The following is a 19437-nucleotide window of genomic DNA, read 5'->3' as shown; positions in this document are numbered from 1 at the left end:
GATCAGTCCCGCACGACCGCAGGCGCCACTCGCCCACACCGGTGCTCGGTTGTAGGGCGGACTCCCTGGCTGGGCGCCGGCGCGGACGAGAGCGACGAGGTGGAGTGCGCTGACAGCCCGCCACCGCTGCTGGGCGGACTCGACGAGCTTGAAAACCATCGCGAGGGCCGCGGTGCGGGAGCCGGCGCCTCGGGTGACCTTGGTCCGTAGGCGGCCGACCCGCCACGCGCCAGGCAGCACCGCCCGGCAGGCCGACGATTCGGCAGAAGGACAGCCGACGTGTCAGTCAGCCGAGGAGTCAGACCCCCGAGCGGTGCCATGGCCAGTTCTCACGGTCAGTCGTTCAGCGCGACGATCATCTTGCCGATGTTCGCGCCGCGCAGCATGCCCAGGAACGCGTCCACCCCGTTGTCGATGCCCTTGACCACCGTCTCACGGTAGTGCAGCTTGCCCTCGCGCAGCCAGCCGCCGACCTCCTCGACGAACTGCTGCTGGAGGTGCTGGTGGTCCTGCACCAGCATGCCCTGCATGCGCAGCCGCTTGCCGATGACGAGGGCGAGGTTGCGCGGGGCGGCGGGCGGCTCGGTCGCGTTGTACTGGGCGATCATGCCGCAGACGGTGATGCGGCCGTGCACGTTGAGGCGGCCGATGGCGGCCTCCAGGTGCTCGCCGCCGACGTTGTCGAAGTAGACGTCGATGCCGTCGGGCGCGGCCTCCTTGAGCTGCTCGGCGACCGGGCCCTTCTTGTAGTTGAACGCCGCGTCGAAGCCGTACTCCTCGGTCAGCAGCCTGACCTTCTCGTCGGAGCCCGCGCTGCCGATGACCCGCGAGGCGCCCTTGAGCTTGGCGATCTGGCCGACCTCACTGCCGACCGCGCCCGCCGCACCGGAGACGAAGACCGCGTCGCCCTCCTTGAAGGAGGCGACCTCGATCAGGCCCGCGTACGCGGTCAGGCCGGTCATGCCGAGGACGCCGAGGTAGGCGGAGAGGGGGGCGGCGGCCGGGTCGACCTTGACCGCGTGCTCGGCGTCCACCGTCGCGTACTCGCGCCAGCCGGCGAAGTGCAGGACGTGGTCGCCGACGGCGATGCCCTCCGCGTTCGAGGCGATGACCTGACCCACGGCGCCGCCGTTCATCGGGTGGTCGAGCTTGAACGGCGGGAGGTACGACTTCACATCGTTCATCCGGCCGCGCATGTACGGGTCCACCGACATGTACAGGTTGCGGACCAGCACCTGGCCGGGGCCCGGCTCGGTGACGGGGGCCTCGCGCAGCGCGAAATCCTCTGGCTTCGGCCAACCCTCGGGACGGGCGACGAGGTGCCATTCGCGGCCGGTGGCGGGGATCGCGGACTTGGGGGCCATCGGGGTCCTCCTTATGCTTCAGGTGGTGAAACAATCATGCTGCTGGATATTTCATGATGTCAAATAAATGAGTACGCTGATCCCCATGACCTCCAGTACCGAACCTCCTGATCCGCTGACACTCGAAGTCGTCGAGCTCATTGGCACCATCGTCGCTCGCTATCACGAGGAATACGAGATGGCCGCCGCGAAGCACTCCCTCACCGGCGCGCAGGCGCGGGTCCTCGGACTGCTGTCCCGGGGCCCGACGCCCATGCGCCACATCGCACAGCAGCTGAAGTGTGAGCCGTCGAACGTCACCGGGATCATCGACCGCCTGGAGGCCCGCGGCCTGGCCGAGCGCCGCCTGGATCCGGCCGACCGCCGCGTCAAGCTCGCCGCCGCGACGGACCGGGGCAAGGAGACCGCCGACCGGCTGCGCGGCTCACTGGACTTCGCGCGCGCGCCACTGGCCGGGCTGTCGAAGCGGGAGCGCACGGTGCTGCGCGACCTGCTCAAGCGGATGCTCGGACCAGACCCGGCCTGATATCCGATCAGCGGCCCTTCCTACGCGCACCACCACAGGAAGCGGTCGCAGGTCTCCGTGGGCGAGGGCGTGGGCTGGGACGGGGACGAGGTGGTGGGGTCGGGGTCGGAGGGTGAGGTCGGGGGCTGCGTGGCCCCGCCTCCCCCGCCACCCGGGGCGGTGGCCGTGGCGGAGGCGCCGCCCGTACCGCCGGCCGGCGAGGAGTCGTCGGCGCTGGGCGACTTGCTGTCCTTGGACTTCTTCTCGTCCTTGCCCGCGCCGTCCTCGCCCTTGCCCTCGTCCGCGCTCGCGCCGTCCGCACCCGCGGACGGCCCCGCGCTCGGCGCCCCGCTCTCCCGCGTACTCGGTCCGCTGGAGTCCCCCTCGCCAGGGCTGTGGTCCGCCTCCGGCGGCTTGTCGGGGCTGGACGAGGACGAGGGCGCATGGAAGATGCCGCCCTCCGTGGCGACTTCCGCCACGAACAGCCCGGCCAGCACGGGGCCGAGCACCGACGCCATGATCGTCACCCGGCGCCCCCGCCCGCGGCGCGCGCGGCGCGCGCGGCCGCCGACGAGGCCGCGGGGCTTCGGCTTTCCGCGGGACGCCTTGCGCCGGTCCGCGCGGGTCGAGGCGGCGCCGGCGTCCTCACCGACGGCCTCGCCCTCACCGGCATGCTCGCCCTCGCCGACACCGGGCTCGCCGACACCGGGCTCGCCGCCCCTGTCGCTGTCAGCCCGGCCGTAGTCGACGGCAGCGCCTTCGGCGGCGGGATACGCATACTCCTCGGCGTACGCGCCGCAACCGGGGCAGACGAGAGCGCCGTTGAGGTGGCGTCGGCAGGCAGGACAGTAATCCATCTCGCCGGGCAGGTTATGTGCCCGGCGGGTAGCGGAGGAACAGCGGATTGTGAGGATCCTGTGCAAGGATCGATTTCGCGCCGCGCCCGCTTCCACTTGGCCGAGATTGTCCGCGCCTCAGCCCCTGAACGCCGGCTGCGCGAGACCCTGCCCCGCCCCCGCGAGGACGAGCACCGACCCGGCGAGCGGCTGCTCGGCGGGGCCGAGCCCGACCCGGGCCGAGGTCACATACAGGTCGGTCAGGGCGGATCCGCCGAACGCGCACGCGGTCGGGCGGCGTACCGGCAGCTCGACCACCCGGTCGAGCGCGCCGTCCGGGGTGTAGCGGCGGACCGCGCCGCCGTCCCACAGCGCGACCCACACACAGCCGTCGGCGTCCACGCACAGCCCGTCGGGGAAGCCCGCGCCGTCCTCGATCCGTACGAAGGGACGGCGGCCCGCGACCCCCTCACCCGCCACGTCGAAGACGTCGATCCGGCAGGTGGGGGTGTCGGCGTAGTACATGAGGCGGCCGTCGGGGCTCCAACCGGTGCCGTTGCTGACCGTGACGTCCGGCAGGATCTCCGTACGGGAGCCGTCCGGGGCGATACGGGACAGTGTGCCGCCGCCCGTCGCCTCGTCGTAGCGCATGGTGCCCGCCCACAGCGAGCCGTCCGGCGCCACGGCCGCGTCGTTGCCGCGGCGGCCGGGGACCGCCTCGTGGGCCAGCCAGGAGAATCCGCCGTCGGCCCCGTACAGGCCGATGCCGTCGCGGAGGTTGACCACCAGCCCGCCGCCCGCGCGGGGCTTGGCCGCGCCGACGTGCTGCTCGGTGGCCAGGACCGTGCGCCGGCCGTCGGCCGGGTCGTAGGTGTGCACGCGGGACGAGAGGATGTCGACCCAGATCAGCCGCTGCGCCGCGGCGTCCCACGTCGGGCCCTCGCCCAGCTCGGCGGCCGCCCGGACGGCGAGCTCCAGCCCGTCACGGGTGCCGTTGCCGCCGGTGATGCCGGCCACCCCATTCGTTCCGCTCATGCTCCACGCCTCCGGTGTCCGAGGCGGGCCGACAGCTCGCCCGCGCCCTTGGCGGCCAGCTCCGCCAGCTCCTCCTGCCGCTCCTCGCTCCAGCGGATCATCGGCACCGAGATGGACAGCGCCGCCACGACCTTGCCCGCCGCGTCCCGCACCGGGGCCGCCACGCAGCTCACGTCCGGGTTGGACTCGCGCTGTTCGTAGGCGATGCCGCGCTCGCGGATGGCGGCGAGATGGCGGCGCAGCTCGTGCGGGGAGGTGATGCTGTTGTCCGTCATCGCGGCCAGCGGCTTGTCCTCCGGGATGCGGGTGGCCAGAGCCTCCTCCGAGAGGGCGGCGAGCAGCATCTTGCCGACCGAGGTGCAGTGGGCGGGCAGTCGGCGGCCGGCGGCGGAGACCATGCGGACGGCGTGGGTGGAGTCGACCTTGGCGATATAGATGACGTCCACGCCTTCGAGGATGGCGACATGGACGGTCTCGTCGCAGGTCTCGGCGACGCTGCGGGCCACCTGCTGTCCCTCGGCGGCCAGGTCCAGCTGCTCGGAGTATCGGCTGCCCAGCTGGTACGGGCGCACCCCGAGCCGGTAGCGGCCGGGCTGGTCGGGCACTTGCACCAGGTAGGCGCGGGCGGCCAGGGTGGTCACCAGCTCATGGACCGTCGTACGGGGCAGTCCGAGCTTGCGGGTGATCTCGGGTGCGGAGAGCGTGCCGTCCCCGTCGAGGAAGAGCTCGAGTATGTCGAGAGCCCGGGTCACCGCGGGCACCAAGCGTCCCATGTCGCTCGCTCACCCCTTCTGGTTCAGTTGGCACCATCTGTTCGAGATTCCGGCCAGCGGCCGGTATCGCGAACACAGATTACGCAGAGGTGACTTCTCCAGGCAATGGCCATGCGCCGCAGCGCGTACCCACCGAGTGCGCACCGGGTACGCACCGGGTACGCCACGATGGGGCCATGAACTCCGCGCTCGACCCCTCGGCCGACTCCTTTCCCACGCCCTTCCCCTTCGTGCTGGTGCTGCTGCGGAGAATGGCCGATTATCACCCGGACCTGGTCGAGGACGCGCTGCGCGAGCTGGGCTTCAACCGCTCCACGATGCGCGAGGCCAACCGCCGCTGGCAGGCCATGCGGCGCTCGCCGCGGCGCCGGTCCGCGGTCACCCACTACCGTTCCGTGCTCGGAGCGCCCGCGACCACGGCCACCCGCGCGATCGGCGATCTGACCTGCGAGGCGCTGAGCTGGCCCGTGCCGCTGTGGCCGGATCTGCGGTTCGAGGTGCTGACCGTGCCGGGCGGCGGGGTGTGGAACGAGTGGCTGGTACGCGCGCCCGGCGCGGCCGGGCCCCGGCCGCGTACGGTCGGTGATCTGACGCCCTGGTCCTGCACGGTGGACGAGGTGGCGGAGGCCTTCGCGCCGGCCCGGCCGATGGAGGGCTCGGCGCCCACCCGCTGGCGGCTCGGCTTCACGGCCCCGGACGGAGAAGGTGAACTCCACCACTGCGTGGCGGAGTTCACCTGGGGTCTGCTGCAGCGCGTGGAAGCCGTCAGGACAGCTTCGCCGAGAGGGTGATCTCCGTACCGGCGAGCGCCTGGCTCACCGGGCAGTTCTTCTTGGCCTCCTCGGCCGCCGCGACGAACGTGGCCTCGTCCACGCCCTCGACCGTGCCCTCCACGGTGAGGTGGATGCCGGTGATGCCGGTGCCCGGCTGGAAGGTGACGTCGGCCTGCGTGGTCAGCTGCGTCGGCGGGGTCCCGGCCTGGGTGAGGCCGTGCGACAGCGCCATCGAGAAGCAGCTGGAGTGCGCGGCCGCGATCAGCTCCTCCGGACTGGTCTTGCCGTTCGCCTGCTCGGCTCGCGAGGGCCAGGAGACCGACTGCTCGCCGATCCCGGAGGAGTCGAAGGTCACCGCCCCTTTGCCCTCGGTCAGACTGCCGTGCCAGACGGTGTGCGCGGTGCGCGTCGTAGCCATGCTTCCTGCCTTCTGTGAGCTTCTGCCAGGTTCTGCGTCCCTGAGCCTACGACCCGGCGCCCACGTTCCACGCGACAACGGCGGGTCGGCCGTGCTCGGTTCCGAGGCGGCTGACGGTCGCCGTGTCGAGCCGGAAGAGCGCACCGTCGGAGGGCGGCAGCCCGAGCCGGCGCGCGGTGAGGACGCGCAGGACGTGGCCGTGGGCGACGAGGACCACATCGCCGCGGTCGGCGCGCAGCTCGGACTCGATGGCGGCCAGCACCCGGTCGACGCGGGCGCCGATCCGCTCGGGCGACTCGCCGGGGTGCTCGGGGCCACCCGGGGCGACCCCGTCGGTCCACAGGCTCCAGTCGGGCCGGGTGCGGTGGATCTCGTCGGTGGTGATGCCCTCGTAGCCGCCGTAGTCCCACTCGTGCAGGTCCGGCTCGGTCCGCGCCCCCTCGACGCCCGCGAGCCGGGCCGTCTCCACGGCCCGTCCCATGGGGCTGACCAGGGCGAGCGCGATCTTGCGGTCGGCGAGCAGCGGACGCAGCGAGCGGGCCTGCTCCTCGCCACGGGGGGTGAGCGGCAGGTCGGTCCAGCTGGTGTGTCTGCCCGACCGGCTCCACTCGGTCTCGCCGTGCCGGATCAGCACCAGCTCACCCATGGCTGCCCGGAGCTCCCGCCTCGCCCGCCTCCGCCTTCTCCTCGCCCTCGGCCGCCTCGGCGATGGAGGCGCGGACCGCGTCCATGTCGAGGCCGCGGGCCTGGCCGATGATGTCCTCCAGGGCCGGCTCCGGGAGGGCGCCGGGTTGGGCGAAGACGGCGATGTTCTCGCGCACGATCATCAGGGTCGGGATGGACTGGATGTCGAACGCGGCGGCGAGCTCGGGCTGCGCCTCGGTGTCGACCTTCGCGAAGACCAGGTCTTGGTGGATCTCCGCGGCCCGCTCGTACACAGGTGCGAACATCCGGCACGGCCCGCACCAGGAGGCCCAGAAGTCGATCAGGACGAAGTCGTTCCCCGAGACGATTTCGTCGAAATTGTCCTTGGTGAGTTCAACCGTGCTCATGCCTGCGCTACCTGCTTCCGTGCTGTCGGCAGTGGGCCTTCCCTGCGATCGGCAGTGGCCCGGACCGCGTCAACCAGGCCGCCTCAGGTGATATTCCCCGCCGCGCCTCAGGTGGTCTCTGCCCATGCCTGCCCATGGCTGCCCACGCCTCAGGCCGTCCCCGCCGTGTCGATCCAGGTGACCCGGTGTGCCTCGGTGGGGTCGGGGGTCTCCCAGCGGCGGATCAGCCGGTCGATGACCGCTTGGGGCACCGGCCGGGGCCGGGCCGCGTTGCGGGCGCGCAGCACCGCGGGCGGCGCTTCGAGCGCCACCAGCTCCACCCGCCCGCCGTACCCGGCCACCAGCCCCACGCACTGCTCGCGCAGCCGCCGCGAGACGTTGGTGGCGTTCCAGACGAACGGCTCGCCCGCGCGCAGATGCGCCCGCGCCGCCTCCCGCGCGGCCGCCACCACCGGGGCCTGGTCGGCGGCCGGGTCCACGCCCAGCTCGGCGCGCAGCGCGTCCAGGCTGACCACGGGCAGACCGGGCCGGTGGGCGCCGGTCCAGTGGTCCTTGCCCACGCCGGGCAGCCCCGACAGGACGGTCACCGTCATCCGGGTGTCGTCGTACGCGGCGTAGTCCGGGTCCCGGCCGGGTGTGCGGAAGTACTCGAAACGGGCGTGGTCGGAGGGGAACCGGCGCGGCGTGGTCAGGCACTCCTGCTCGGCGCAGTACTCGCGGTACAGGGCGACGTTCTCCAGCATCACGTCCGTATCGCCGCAGATCCGGCCGAGGATGTCGGCCCGCGCCAGCACCGCGAGGTCGTCGTTGCTCGCCAGCAGGCTGGCCCGGAAGGAGATGCGCTCCAGGTCCGGCCGCTCCAGCGCCCAGAACGGCACCTGGTGGTGCCTGACCAGGGCGGCGACGTGCTCACGCCAAGCAATGGGCGCCCCCAGCTCCCACAGCACCCTGCGGGCGATCAGCTCGCCGCGCCGGGAGTGGCCGCGGGCGGTGATCCGCCCGTCGGGGTCGATGGCGGTGCAGTCCGGCTTCGCCGCGTCGTGCAGCAGCACGGCGGCGAACAGCAGCGCCCGCCCGGCCGCGGTCCTGGCCCGCCACTCGGGCAGCCCTGCCAGCGTCTCGGCGGCCATGCGGGTGTGGGTGGCCACATCGCCCTCGCCGTGGTGGACGGCGTCCTGCGGTACGCCCTCCAGTCGGCGGATCCACGGATACGCCGCGACGATCCGCTCCCAGGGAACCGTCCAGTCGGGCGGCGCGGGGCACAGCTCCAGCAACTCCTGAAAAGCGCCGCGGGCAGCGGACGCGCCCCGCTCCTCAAGCGCGCGCATACATCACCGCCGGGTCCCGGAGCCGGTTGGGCACGATCGGGCGGTTGAGCCAGTGCGTGCCGGAGTCCAGCACGCTGGTCAGGAAGCCGGCCCGCACCCACTTGTAGCGGCCGGCCACCACCCCGTCCTCCTCGACCTTCACATACAGACCCTCCATGAAGTCCGAGGAGTCCGTCTCCGCGGCCACCCGCTCGGGGTCGAGCCCGCCCGCCCCGGCCGTCTCCCGCAGGGCCGCCCGCCACCCCCGCGTACGGCACGTCGACGGCCCGACGAACGCGGTCAGCGCGTCCAGGCTGCTCAGCGGCCCGGTGTGCAGCACGGGCACCGAGTGCACGGGAAGCCCCTCCAGCAGCTCGCCGCGGCGGACGGTGGACAGGAACACGCCCTCGTCGCGGTCCAGCACGTCGAATTCGCAGAAGTAGTGCGGCAGCGCGTCGTAGTACACCGTGTGCTTGGCATAGAGCCACTCGCCGTACAGCACATAACGGCTCCCCAGCCGCGGCCACAACAGGTCCCGCACCAGCGCCGCCCACGCCTTGAACGGCGAGAAGTGACGCTCCCTCGGCCCGCCGGTGAGGAAGTGGCCACGGCTCTGCAGCCGCAGCTCCCCGTCCGGCGTGAAGCTGATCGCCGCATTGGCGCCGTCGAGCTTCTCCTCGACCACGAGGTGCCGACCCGCGATCTCGGCGAACGGTACGGCGGCCAAGTCCTCGTCGCCGGGCTGGAGTCGGGAGCCCTGCACATGCGGGGTCCTGGGGTACTTGCGGATCACGGGATTCTTTCTACGTCGTACGCGGCGGATCGGGCAACGAGGTTTCGTGGCACCGCGGAGGCCCTGAGCCGGGCGAAGGCCGGACCCGCGCTGTAGGGGTCCGGCCTTCTCGCGTCCGAGTCACGCGCAGCCCGCAGCGTGGATAGGACGTGTTCCACGGTAGGGCGGGGCACTGACAACGCCCCCTCGCTCCGTCACAGGCCGAGGTCGGCGACCCTGAAACGCCGGACGTCGTCCGTCGACAGACCGTCGTCCGCTCCCCGGAAGACCCAGAAGCTCTGCGGCTTGCCATACGCGTCGCCGGGCGTGGAGGTGATCACGTCGGCGTGCCCGTCGCCGTCGACGTCCAGCAGCGGGGGCTCCCAGCCGAAGCCGCGGGAGCCGGGTGCGTCGCGGGAGCCGGGCACGCCCGGGGTGTCCAGGTCGATGGCCCGCTCCCCGCTGTCCCCCTCGCCCTTGCTGCGCTTCGGGTCGTACTCGCCACCCTTGCCACCCGGGGAGCCGGGGAGCAGCGTGACGCGGCCCTTGTCGCGGTCCTCCCCTGGGCTGGACACCACCAGGTCGGGACTTCCGTCGTCGTTGATGTCACCGACCGCCGGGAGGGCGCCGAACCAGTCGTTGAACTGCGGATCGCCCGGCACGCCCGGACTCGCCTGGTCGACCGACAGGTCCCCGCGGCCCACGCCCAGCCCCGCCTTCGCCCCGTGGACGACGGTGAGCTTGCCCGCGCCGCTGCCGCCCCCCTGCTCGGTCCCCTCGCCGGGCGCCAGCAGATCGTCCATCCCGTCGTTGTCGGCGTCCCCGGCCCCGGGCACGTTCGGCCCGTCCTGCGTCCCGAGGAGCGCGGCGAGGTGCTCCTCGGCCGGCTGATGCCGCACCAGGCCCCGTGCACTGCCCCGGTAGAAGGCGACAGAGGTGAGGTCCGGCGGGGCGTTGTCGTCCTGCTCCGCGTCGAACGAATACGTCAGCACCACATCCGTCCGCCGGTCGCCGTCGAAGTCCCCGGTGGTGGCGCTCGCAGGGGCGGCGTACCCGTGCTGGTCGGCGACGAAGTCCGCGGTACGGGCGGGGGTGCGGCCCCCGGCGCCGAACGGCCCGTACAGCACCCGCCCCTTACCTGCCCCGGCCAGGTCGTCCCCGTCGCGCCCCGGCACGAGCAGGTCCGCCGCGCCGTCCCCGTCGAAGTCCCCGGCGGCCTTCGCCTCCACACCGCCCACGGTCAGCGGCCGGGGCCGTGCCAGACCCTGCCGCCCGCCGCGCAGCACGACCGTCTCCGGGGTCGGCGGCGTACCCGCCTTCCCGAAGGTGAGGCGCACCGTCACCAGGTCGGTGTACCCGTCACCGTCGAGGTCGGCGCGCAGCAGCGGCCCCTGGTACTGGCGGTGGTCCGACCTCTCGTCGAGGACGAGGCGCTTACCCGGGTCGAGCCCGCGGGCCGAACCGTAGACGACGGCCAGGCCGGGGCTCTGCGGGCTGCCGGACTTGGTCGGCGGGTTCACGAGGGTGGCGAAGTCGTCGTACCCGTCGCCGTTGAAGTCCCCCGACGACTTGGCGACCAGGCTCTTCGCGGCCGCCTTGCCCCGTCGTTGCCCGTCCCCCTCCCCCGACTCCCCGGCGTCGCCGCACCCGGACAGGAGCACGGCGGCGCACACGGTCGCGGCGGCAGCGGGAACGATGGGACGCACGGCGACACCTCATGACGGCAGACGGATGCTTCTCCGATCATGGACTCACCACGGCACGTCCCGGTTCCCTCCCTGCCTTGCCGGGACGCCGGGAGACACTGCCGCGCAACCGGGGGCCCCGGAAACCGCTTCTTGGTATCCACAGGACCGGAGAGTGACGAATCAGCGGGTCAAGGGGACATCATGGACATCGCGACCATGACGACGGCATGGCTGACGCCGGGAGAGCGGTTCGGCTGGTGGCACGACATGACGGCTTCGACGCTGATCCCGACCGCCATGGGCAGCGACCGGGCGGCGGACTTCGAGGCCTCGGCCCGGGTCCTGGACCTGGGTGACGTCCAGGTCTCCGACATGGCCTACCCCACGCTGACCGTGACCCGGACCCCCCGGCTGATCCGGCGCGGCGACCCCGGCTATGTACAGCTGTCGCTCACGCTCTCCGGGAACATGGGCTTGTCGCACTTCGGAAGGCAAGCCCTGCTCGGCTCCGGGGATCTGGCGGTGTACAGCTCGTCGGAGCCGTTCGACGGCTGGGCCACCCCCGAGGGCGCGGCACCGGTGCGCCAGTTACTCCTCCACCTGCCCCGCGCGGCCCTTCCGCTGACCGCACGGCAGGTGGACCACATCGCGGCCACCCGCATACCCGGCGGGGAGGGGTTCGCGACGCTGCTCGTCCAGTTCCTCACGCACATCGCCCGCAACCCGCACCAGTTCGGCCCCCAGGACGCGGCCCGGCTGTCCACCACCCTGATCGATCTGCTCTCCCACACCATCGCCCAGCGGCTCGACGCCCTCTCCGCCCTGCCGCCCGAGAGCCGGGAGCGCGCGCTGCTTCTCCGGGTCCAGAGCTTCATCCGCCGGCACCTGCCCGACCCCGGCCTCACCCCGGCCGCTGTCGCCGCGGCCCACCACATCTCCCCCCGCTCGCTCCACCGCCTCTTCCAGCGGCACGGCCTGACCGTGGCGTCCTGGATCCGCCACCAGCGCCTCGAACGCTGCCGCCGCGACCTCGCCGACCCCCGGCTCGCCACGCGGCCGATCCAGGCCATTGCCGCGAAGTGGGGGTTCTCCCGCCCGGGCGACTTCACCCGCGCCTTCCGGGGCGCCTATGGCATGTCACCGAGCGAATACCGCCACACCCCGATCGCCTACTGAATCGCCTCCTGAGACATCGCCTGCTGAGGCACCGCCTACTGAGACTCGGACAGGCCATCCCCCTCGAACCAGTGGGCGGCCACCCGCGACGCGGGCGGAAAGCCGAACGGCTGCTCCCGGTCGGTGAGCAGGCGCAGGATGAACTCGCCGGTGCCGCAGTCGAAGCGCTGCCACTTGTCGAAGTCGTCCTGCACGAGCACCGGCCAGTCGGCCGGGTCGTCGGCGCCGGTCAGCCAGTGGAACGTCACTTCCTGCTCGGAGCTGCCCCAGATCAGCAATCCCCCGGGTGCGGGATGGACCGGGTGGGGCCGGTACAGGTCGGCGTACTTCGACATGTCCAGGCCCCATCCGACAAGATCCGCACCCAGAGCACCCGGCACCAGCAGATTTAGATAACCGTCGAAGCTGCCCGGCCAGATCAAGCAGGTGGCGGAGCTCGGTGTGGTTCATGCGGCTCAGTGAACATCACGGCACTGACGCCGCTGACGCCGCTGACTCAGCTGACGGCTCCCGTTACTTCGAGCAACCACACGGGCGGCAGGTCTCGACCCGTACGTCATCGATGACCGGCCCGTAGGCGCCGCCCACCGTGCTGGCGAAGCCGAGCGTCGTCGTGTTGTTGTTGGCCACGAACGTGACCTCGCGGGTGACGTAGCCCATGTTCGTGCGGCTCGTGCCCGTGGAGTCGAACGAGAAGTCCTGGAAGTCCTGCCCGTCGATCAGCACGCTCCCGGTCTTCACCGCCGGACCACCCGGGTTCGCGGCGAGCGAGTACCTCACTGTGTACCGCTGCCCAGCCGTCGTCGAGAAGGTCTGCGCCACCGCTCCCGGCTGGACGGCGTTGAGATCGACAGACTGGTCCCCCTCGGCTGCCTGCCAGAAGCCGGCGCCGATCAGGTCCACACCCCCACGGGTGACCTTCCACGGGCCGATGGACTGGCCGCTGGAGAGGGTCGAGAACGCGTTCGCGGGCGCGGCGGGGTACTCGAAGCTGCCGTCGTCGAACCGGCTGACGGCCGCGGCGGCGGGGGCGGCGGGCGCGGCGGCCAGCGCCGTACCGGAGGCAGCCAGCAGCCCGACCACGGCAACCGCAGTGAAGACGGAGCGGGAAACCACCATGTATTTCCTCCTAAAAGGTGAAGGTCGGTGAAACGCGTTCGACCCTCCCACCGGGCAGAAGGCGCCAGGAAGGCGCGCACGCGGGAGTGCGAACGCGCCGGGCGTAGCACGGTGGCCGCTCACGCTTCCTCGCGCATCAATGAGCCGATTCGTTCGCATGGAGCGCAGAGGACGACGCTCCGGGCGGCCGGTACTTGTTATTGAGTAGTCGGGATTGTCGGCAGGCAGGACGACGGGACAGGGCCCGTCCGGAAAGGCTGGTGAGGTTCCCGGAGCAGATACGGAGACCTCTTCCATGGCGACCTTCCTCTACCGACTGGGCCGTTGGGCCTTCCGGCGGCGCCGTTACGTCGCGCTGCTGTGGGCGGCGGTCCTGGCCGTCGTCGCCTTCGGCGCCTGTCACCTCGGCCGCGAACCGCTCGGCCATCGACGGGCTGGTGACCAAGGTGGCCGACGGGCCGCAGGTAGCGGAGGTGGTGAGCCCGTTCGACGGGCGGGGGTGAGCAAGGACGCGTCCACGGCGTACGCCACCGTCACCTACGAGGTGAAGGGCGACGACCTCACCGACGCCGGCAAGAAGGAGCTGCAGGAGGCCATCGCGCAGGCCCGGGACGCGGGCCTGACCGTCGAGGCCGGCGGGAGCGCGCTGGAGACCGAGTCCCCGGCCGGGGTGGGCGAGGTGATCGGGGTCGTCATCGCCGCGGTAGTGCTGGAGCGGGCCAAGGGGCACGGCCCCCAGGAGGCGGCCGGACTGGCCGTGGGCACCGCCGGTTCCGCGGTCGTCTTCGCCGATGGATCTTGATCAGGCGACTTCTGGGACGCCCTACGGCACTCGTGCCAGCACCCGCCCACTGGCCTTCGCGGTTCTGGCTATGCGCCGACCTTCCCGACCCTTCCCGGTCCCGCCGGGCTGCATCGATGCAGGCCGCGCGACAGAGATGATGTGGCCTCGATCCCTCGGGCAGCGGAGTGCCTTACCGGCGACGAGGGCCCCGCCCTCTTCGCCCGAGGGCGGAGCCAGCCGGTAGATAAAGCGTTTGCGGGCGAAATCCCCGACCGCGGTGGCCCGGGAGGTGTCCGGATCCGCCCGTAGATCGACTCACCCGAGGAGACTGTCCAGCGCCTTGACGACGGCGTCCGGGTCGGCGGGGCGTTGCTCCGGCGGCAGAGCCGCCTGCACGTCCTCAGGTCGCACATGCACCGCGAATCGCTCCTTGGCCCGTCCGGTTCGGCAGGCGTGACGTCATCGTCCTGGCATTCTTCCCGATCGGCCACATCCTTGCGCTGGGCCGCCAGGCGCAGGCAACGCGGAACAAGTAACACCACCCACCGCCAGGCATAGTGGATCATGTATATTGATATATGACGCTGTATATACGAGGGAGGCGCCATGAGCCGCACCGTGATCGACCTCGACGACGAGGCGCTGGAGGCCGCCGCCAAGGAGCTCGGCACCACGACCAAGCGCGACACCATCAACACCGCCCTGCGGGAGGTCACCGCCCGCTTCCGGCGACTACGCGCGCTCGGAGAAGCCCGCGAACTGGTCGCCGAAGGCGCCCTGGATATCGACATCCTCCTTGACAAGAGGAAGTACCGGCCCGGCGGGCCGGACGGTGTCCACGACGCAGGAGCGGATGAGTGACCGTCGCCGACTACCTGATCGACACCTCCGCCCTCGCCCGCGTCCTCATCGCCCGGACCACGGCTGAGTGGGACGACAGGATCAGCGTGGGACTCGTCGCCCTGTGCGACATTACCGAACTGGAAGTCCTTTATTCCGCACGCTCGGCGGCGGACCGGGAACGCGTGAAGCGCACGCTGAACGCCCACTACACCTGGTGCCCCACGCCCGAGGGCATCCACCGACGCGCACGCGTCGTCCAGGAACTGCTCACCGCCAAGGGCGAGCACCGCAGTGCGGGCCCCGTCGACCTGCTGGTCGCCGCCGCCGCGGAAGAGGCGGGACTGACTCTGCTTCACTACGACCGCGACTTCGAGACGATCGCCCGTACGACCGGACAGCCAGTACGGATGATCGATCTCAAGGACTGATCGGCCTCAGGGACTGAGAGACGCCGTCGGCACCCAGTGAGCGGGCGCGGCCCGCCCACTTTCACAGCCGGTACCGGTCAAGGGTGCCCATCAGCCTCCGCCTGCGTTTCAGTTCCGTGCACAGGCCGGCGATACACGGTGAACGCGCCCTCAGCCCCAGTGCACGATGGAGTCATATGGGTGCGCCCAGCAGCAGCCGCGCGGTCGTCGGCCAGACCGGCCGCCTCCCGCCAGGCGGCATCAAGGTCGTCGTCGAGCAGCACATCGATCAGCACAGGCCTGCCGTACCTGCAGCCGCGCTCACGAGGGGCGTTCTCCCTCAAGGTGGCCGGCGCCGCCGCGCGCTCAGCCTCCCAGCAGTCCGCTGCCCGGGGAGCAGAGCGTGGCTGCCGGTAGGCGGCCAGGGACCGCTCGACACGGAACCGGTCCCGCCGCACCGCGGCCACATCGGCTGTCCCGCCCCGCCGTCGCGTACCGGACGCACACATGGTCGACCAGACGGCCGTCGAGTGCGTCTCGGCGGTGCAGTCCCGCAGTCCGCGCGCTGCGCCCAGGCGAGTGCCTCGTCCTCGCGTCCCCTGAGCGTCCCCCAGCTGCGGCTCTACGCCACCCCGCCGCCTCTCCAGTCACTGCATCACCGCAGGTCAGAACGTTGTCCTGACCTGCGCTCGGTGGGGCGGGTGGGACTCGAACCCACGGCCGACGGATTATGAGTCCTTTGCGGATCTTCCGATCTCGACTCGATCTTGCCCTGGAAACGGCTTCACCCTCCTCACCCGAGGGTAGAGTCGCCGCCCCTTTTGCCAGGTCAGCCGCGTACGAGCTCAGTGCCTTGTGTTGGCGAGGAACTTGGCACGCACCTCGGCTGCCAGTTCCTTGTTCTTGGTGGCGCGTTCGCGGGATTCGACGGCCCGGCGTTCGAACCATTCGTTGCGTTGGGCGGCGAAGTCGGCCATGCGGGCGTCGCGCTGCTCGTACATCTCCCGGCGCTGCGGGCTGAGCGCGGTGCGGTCGACCGTGGGCAGGTCCTTCATGCTGGGGCCCTCGGCCTTGCGGGGAAGGCGTTGGCGATGGCTGCGGCAGCCAGCCCGGTGGCGCCGGTGATCTGCAGGAAGCCTCGCCGGGACAGTCCCGGGTCGTTCTGCTCATGGTTCTTCTCCGTGCTCTGGGCAAGAAGGGAGGGGCGAAGAGGCAGTACCGTCGGCCGGCCACCGGAAGTGCGTCAGCGCCGAGGGGACGGCGCCTGAGCGGGCGGGGCGCTCATCGGACGGCGCCCGCGGTCATGCCCGCGATGACGTGTTTCTGGAAGGCCGCGTAGATGACGAGCTGCGGCAGCAGGACGAGGGTGGCGGACGCCATCATGGCGCCGTAGTCGACGCTGTAGACGCCCTGGAACTGGGAGACGCCGAGGGACACGGTGGTCATGGTCGGGTCGTTGATGAGCGTGACCGCGAAGGGGAACTCGTTCCAGACGTAGATGACGTTGAGGATCGCGAGGGTGGCGATGACCGGCCGCATGAGCGGGAAGACGACCTTCCAGGCCATGCGCCAGAGACCGACCCCGTCCACGACTGCGGCCTGCTCGATCTCCTCGGGAAAGTCCCGCAGGAAGCCGGTCAGCAGCAGGATGTTGAAGGGGATCGTGACGGCGATGTACGGCAGTATCAGCGCCAAGTAGGTGCCGAACAGGCCGAAGGTGATGTCGAGCCGGTACACCGGGAAGAGCAGGATGTAGACCGGGATGGCGAGGCCGGCCAGGAAATAGAAGCGCAGTGTGTTCTGTGTACGGCGCCTTCCGCCGCGGAAGACCATGCGGGTGAGCGCGAACGCCGCCATGTAGGAGATGACCAGCCCGGCCGTGACCGAGACGACGGCCAGGATCAGGGTGTTCTTGTACATCACCAGCAGGTTGAGGGTCTTCAGGGCCTGCGAGTAGTTGGCCGCCGTGAGGTGCGTCAGCGAGAACGGGTGGTTGAGGATGTTGTCGTTGGTCTGGAACGACAACAGCACGATCCACAGCAGCGGGAACAGGATCACGAAGGTGATCAGGTAGGCGGCCGCCGAGACGATGAGCCGGCCGCGGCCGCGGCGTCGGGGCCCGGGCGGGGCGCCCTTCCGTACGGGGGTGCCTGCCGACCGGGGAGGGCGGACGTCGGTGTGAGTGCTCATCGGACGTCTCCCTTACGGCGGTTGCCGAGGAACGTGGCCGCGGTGGCGAGCGAGCCCACCACGAACACCACCACCGCCAGGGCCATGCCGTAGCCGTACTGCTGGGTGGTGAAGGTGATGTGGTACATGTAGCTGACCATGACCTCCGAGAGGTGGACCGGACCGCCGCCGGTGAGCGCGTAGACGAGCTCGAAGACCTTGAAGACGCCGGTGACGACGAGCGCGGTGACAATGCCGAAGGTCTCGCGCAGCATGGGGATCTGGATGTACCGCAGCTGCTGTCGGCGGCTGGCCCCGTCGAGGCTGCTGGCCTCCATCACGTCGCGTGGCAGCATGCGCAGGCCCGCATAGAAGATCGTGAGCACGAAGCCGATCTGCTGCCAGAGGTAGACGAGGCCGATCGAGTACGGGCTGAGCGTCGGGCCGCCGATCCACTGCGGGTTCGCGGGCACGCCGATCGCCAGCAGGAAGGCGTTCACCAGGCCGATCTTGGGGTCCAGGATGAAGATCCAGATCAGGCCGACCAGGATCGGCGCGATGATGGCCGGCGCGAACACGAGCGCCCGCAGCGCGCCACTGCCCCTGACTCGGCCGCTGAGGAGGATCGCGAGCAGGAAGCCCAGCGGGATCAGCAGGAACAGGGCGATGCCGAGGATGATCCCGGTGTTGCGCATCGATGTCCAGAAAGCATCGTCCTGCGCCATCTGCCGGTAATTGTCGGGGCCGGCGAAGCCGCCCGCGGAGACGCCGTCGAAGTTGGTGAAGCTGTAATAGAGCGAGTACAGGATCGGATAGATCATGTACAGGCTGTAGATGATCAGCGCCGGCGCGATCATGAGCGCGAAGTGCCGGCGTGTGGTGAGCCAGTTCATGGGGTGACCGCCGGAACCTACTTGATGGTCTTCTGGACGTTCTTCACGGCCTCTTCGGGGCTGAGGCTGCCGCCCATGACGCCGTAGAAGCTGTCGTACATGGCGCTCGCCGTGGCCGCGGAGACGACCAGGTCGGGCTGGGCCTTGGGGCTCTTCCAGCCGGGTTTGGAGGCTTCGGCCAGGACGGCGGCGAACACCGAGTCCTTGGTGGTGTCCACGTCCGGCCTGTACGTGGTGACGGGCGGCTGGGCGTTGTCGACCAGGATCTTCTGGCCCGCGTCGCCGTAATAGAACTGGATGAACGCCTTCACCGCGGCGTACTTCTTCTTGTCCTGCTTGACCTTGGCGCTGACCACGAACGGCGCCGAGGGGACGTTCATGACGAGCTTCTGGTTCCCGACACCGTCGGAGAAGGTGGGACCGGCCCAGAAGCCGGTGCTCTTGCCCACGGTGCTCTTCTGGATCTTCGCGGCCTCCCAGACGCCCGCGTCGAGGAAGGCCGCCTTGCCGGAGGTGTAGGAGGCGACGGCCTGGGCGTACGTCTGGGTGTTCATGTTGGAGGGGAAGGCGCCGGCCTTGGCGAGCTCTTCCACCTTCTTGTACAGGCGCAGGAAGTCGGCGTTGTCGTAGCTCGCCTTGCCGGACAGGATGTCCTGGTACTTCGACTCGTAACCGAAGCGGTCGAGCATGGTCAAAAACGCCCAGACGCTGAACGACGAGTTGTTCGCGCCCTGCGCGATCGGGACCACACCGGCCGACTTCAGCTTCTTCACCGCGGCGACCAGCTCGTCGAAGGTCTCCGGGACAGCGATCTTGTGCTCGTCGAGGATGGCCTTGTTGTAGTAGAAGCCGGTGATCAGCGCCTGGTACGGGAGGCCGTACTGGACACCCCCCTGCTTGAACCCGGCGAGCATGCTCGGGGCGAACTTCGCCTTCAGGTCGTTCTCGGCGAGGACCGGGGTCAGGTCCAGCAGGTCGCCGCTCTTGACCATGGTCTTCGCCAGCGAGTCGTACACCCAGAAGACCTCCGGCAGCGTGCCGCTCTGTGCCGCGATGGTCATCCGCTGCTCGTGCTGGTCCACCGGTTGGCCCTCCAGCTTGATCTTCATGTCGGGGTGCTTCTTGTTGAACTCCTGTACCAGATGCCAGGTCGCCGGATCCTGCGTCTTGCTGTCCGGATTGTGCATGGACAGCGTGATCAGGCCGTCCGACGACGATCCATCTGCCGTGTTCACCGCGGAACCGCAGGCCGTGGCGGTGACGAACAGGGCGCTCGCGGTGGCGGTGAGCAGGAGTCGACGCGAGATGCCGGAGGGCCGTCTCGTCGTCGGGGACGCGGACTGAGGAGAGGTCGCCATGGTGCTGCTGCCTTCCGGGGAACGGTGTGACGAGGCGGAACCGGCGTGGGGTGACAGGATCCGGAGAGATGCCCGACATTGGTACAGGTCGTCTGCTCCGACGCTGATGTCCGGTGTGCTCTCATGCTCGACGTCAGGGTGGCTCTGTGGGCGCCGACGCAAACG

At 70.5% G+C, this 19437-nt stretch carries 22 protein-coding genes and 2 pseudogenes; 6 read left to right on the top strand and 18 right to left on the bottom strand.

What is annotated here, in order from left to right:
* Nucleotides 1-72: 72 nt before the first annotated feature.
* Together PV419_RS02705 and PV419_RS02700 are read right to left on the bottom strand one after the other, a co-directional pair.
* Nucleotides 73-213, bottom strand: a pseudogene (locus PV419_RS02705) (IS256 family transposase); the annotation flags it as partial.
* A gap of 122 nt (nt 214-335) precedes the next feature.
* Nucleotides 336-1364 (bottom strand): NADP-dependent oxidoreductase, encoded by a 1029-nt coding sequence (locus PV419_RS02700; protein WP_319685984.1) that lies wholly within the window; start codon nt 1362-1364, stop codon nt 336-338.
* Between the two features lie 67 nt (nt 1365-1431).
* Here PV419_RS02700 and PV419_RS02695 point away from each other — a divergent pair, with 67 nt between their 5' ends.
* Nucleotides 1432-1890, top strand: a complete 459-nt coding sequence (locus PV419_RS02695; protein WP_415925210.1) for a MarR family winged helix-turn-helix transcriptional regulator — start codon at nt 1432-1434, stop codon at nt 1888-1890.
* A gap of 20 nt (nt 1891-1910) precedes the next feature.
* Here the strand turns inward: PV419_RS02695 and PV419_RS02690 are convergent, their stop codons facing one another.
* The 3 genes from PV419_RS02690 to PV419_RS02680 form a co-directional block, all read right to left on the bottom strand.
* The gene (locus tag PV419_RS02690) at nt 1911-2726 is read right to left on the bottom strand and encodes a hypothetical protein (RefSeq protein WP_319685982.1); all 816 of its coding nucleotides are present in this window, start codon (nt 2724-2726) and stop codon (nt 1911-1913) included.
* Nucleotides 2727-2843: 117 nt separating this feature from the next.
* A complete protein-coding gene (locus tag PV419_RS02685; protein ID WP_319685981.1) occupies nt 2844-3740 on the bottom strand; it encodes an SMP-30/gluconolactonase/LRE family protein in 897 nt (298 codons plus the stop codon).
* Nucleotides 3737-4513: an IclR family transcriptional regulator gene (locus PV419_RS02680; protein WP_319685980.1), complete on the bottom strand. Its 777-nt coding sequence runs from the start codon at nt 4511-4513 to the stop codon at nt 3737-3739. Before PV419_RS02680 ends, PV419_RS02685 begins: the two co-directional genes overlap by 4 nt.
* A gap of 176 nt (nt 4514-4689) precedes the next feature.
* Here PV419_RS02680 and PV419_RS02675 point away from each other — a divergent pair, with 176 nt between their 5' ends.
* On the top strand, nt 4690-5304 hold the full coding sequence (locus tag PV419_RS02675) for a hypothetical protein (RefSeq protein WP_319685979.1): 615 nt from the start codon (nt 4690-4692) through the stop codon (nt 5302-5304).
* On the opposite strand, the gene PV419_RS02670 is transcribed toward PV419_RS02675, so the two are convergent.
* The 6 genes from PV419_RS02670 to PV419_RS02645 all read right to left on the bottom strand — a co-directional run bounded on the left by PV419_RS02670 (nt 5279) and on the right by PV419_RS02645 (nt 10541).
* Nucleotides 5279-5704 (bottom strand): OsmC family protein, encoded by a 426-nt coding sequence (locus PV419_RS02670; protein WP_319685978.1) that lies wholly within the window; start codon nt 5702-5704, stop codon nt 5279-5281. The genes PV419_RS02675 and PV419_RS02670 overlap by 26 nt on opposite strands.
* 46 nt (nt 5705-5750) lie before the next feature.
* Entirely contained in the window at nt 5751-6350 is a 600-nt protein-coding gene (locus tag PV419_RS02665) for a histidine phosphatase family protein (RefSeq protein ID WP_319685977.1), read from the bottom strand.
* Nucleotides 6343-6756 carry a thioredoxin gene (trxA, locus tag PV419_RS02660; RefSeq protein WP_319685976.1) on the bottom strand — a complete coding sequence of 138 codons (414 nt, stop codon included), beginning with the start codon at nt 6754-6756 and terminating at the stop codon, nt 6343-6345. Before trxA ends, PV419_RS02665 begins: the two co-directional genes overlap by 8 nt.
* 149 nt (nt 6757-6905) lie before the next feature.
* Nucleotides 6906-8084 (bottom strand): AAA family ATPase, encoded by a 1179-nt coding sequence (locus PV419_RS02655; RefSeq protein WP_319685975.1) that lies wholly within the window; start codon nt 8082-8084, stop codon nt 6906-6908.
* On the bottom strand, nt 8071-8856 hold the full coding sequence (locus tag PV419_RS02650; protein WP_319685974.1) for an RNA ligase family protein: 786 nt from the start codon (nt 8854-8856) through the stop codon (nt 8071-8073). Before PV419_RS02650 ends, PV419_RS02655 begins: the two co-directional genes overlap by 14 nt.
* 194 nt (nt 8857-9050) lie before the next feature.
* Nucleotides 9051-10541 (bottom strand): FG-GAP repeat protein, encoded by a 1491-nt coding sequence (locus PV419_RS02645; RefSeq protein ID WP_319685973.1) that lies wholly within the window; start codon nt 10539-10541, stop codon nt 9051-9053.
* Nucleotides 10542-10724: 183 nt separating this feature from the next.
* On the opposite strand from PV419_RS02645, the gene PV419_RS02640 reads away from it, so the two are divergent.
* The gene (locus PV419_RS02640; protein ID WP_319685972.1) at nt 10725-11699 is read left to right on the top strand and encodes a helix-turn-helix domain-containing protein; all 975 of its coding nucleotides are present in this window, start codon (nt 10725-10727) and stop codon (nt 11697-11699) included.
* Between the two features lie 35 nt (nt 11700-11734).
* Here the strand turns inward: PV419_RS02640 and PV419_RS02635 are convergent, their stop codons facing one another.
* Both PV419_RS02635 and PV419_RS02630 read right to left on the bottom strand, forming a co-directional pair.
* Entirely contained in the window at nt 11735-12034 is a 300-nt protein-coding gene (locus tag PV419_RS02635) for a hypothetical protein (protein WP_319685971.1), read from the bottom strand.
* Nucleotides 12035-12212: 178 nt separating this feature from the next.
* Nucleotides 12213-12818, bottom strand: coding sequence for a choice-of-anchor C family protein (locus PV419_RS02630; protein ID WP_319685970.1), 606 nt, complete (start codon nt 12816-12818; stop codon nt 12213-12215).
* Nucleotides 12819-13113: 295 nt separating this feature from the next.
* Here PV419_RS02630 and PV419_RS02625 point away from each other — a divergent pair.
* From PV419_RS02625 to PV419_RS02615, 3 genes and pseudogenes are all read left to right on the top strand, one after another.
* Nucleotides 13114-13608 (top strand): annotated as a pseudogene (locus PV419_RS02625) (MMPL family transporter); the annotation flags it as partial.
* A gap of 600 nt (nt 13609-14208) precedes the next feature.
* Nucleotides 14209-14463, top strand: coding sequence for a type II toxin-antitoxin system VapB family antitoxin (locus PV419_RS02620; protein ID WP_319685968.1), 255 nt, complete (start codon nt 14209-14211; stop codon nt 14461-14463).
* Nucleotides 14460-14873: a PIN domain nuclease gene (locus tag PV419_RS02615; RefSeq protein ID WP_319685967.1), complete on the top strand. Its 414-nt coding sequence runs from the start codon at nt 14460-14462 to the stop codon at nt 14871-14873. Before PV419_RS02620 ends, PV419_RS02615 begins: the two co-directional genes overlap by 4 nt.
* Nucleotides 14874-15697: 824 nt before the next feature.
* Here PV419_RS02615 and PV419_RS02610 read toward each other — a convergent pair.
* The 5 genes from PV419_RS02610 to PV419_RS02595 form a co-directional block, all read right to left on the bottom strand.
* Entirely contained in the window at nt 15698-15907 is a 210-nt protein-coding gene (locus tag PV419_RS02610) for a hypothetical protein (RefSeq protein ID WP_319685966.1), read from the bottom strand.
* Nucleotides 15904-16002, bottom strand: coding sequence for a twin-arginine translocation signal domain-containing protein (locus PV419_RS53130; RefSeq protein ID WP_415925222.1), 99 nt, complete (start codon nt 16000-16002; stop codon nt 15904-15906). The genes PV419_RS02610 and PV419_RS53130 overlap by 4 nt, the downstream gene beginning before the upstream one ends.
* Nucleotides 16003-16133: 131 nt before the next feature.
* Complete coding sequence (locus PV419_RS02605) at nt 16134-17042, bottom strand: carbohydrate ABC transporter permease (protein WP_319685965.1); 909 nt, start codon at nt 17040-17042, stop codon at nt 16134-16136.
* The gene (locus PV419_RS02600) at nt 17039-17914 is read right to left on the bottom strand and encodes a sugar ABC transporter permease (protein ID WP_319685964.1); all 876 of its coding nucleotides are present in this window, start codon (nt 17912-17914) and stop codon (nt 17039-17041) included. Before PV419_RS02600 ends, PV419_RS02605 begins: the two co-directional genes overlap by 4 nt.
* Nucleotides 17915-17931: 17 nt before the next feature.
* Nucleotides 17932-19272: an ABC transporter substrate-binding protein gene (locus PV419_RS02595; protein WP_319685963.1), complete on the bottom strand. Its 1341-nt coding sequence runs from the start codon at nt 19270-19272 to the stop codon at nt 17932-17934.
* Nucleotides 19273-19437 lie beyond the last annotated feature (165 nt).

The organism is Streptomyces sp. ME19-01-6, from assembly GCF_033793745.1.
Taxonomy (GTDB): Bacteria; Actinomycetota; Actinomycetes; order Streptomycetales; family Streptomycetaceae; genus Streptomyces.
The sequence above is the reverse complement of the archived record's forward strand: the minus strand, read 5'-3'. Positions and strand labels throughout refer to the sequence as shown.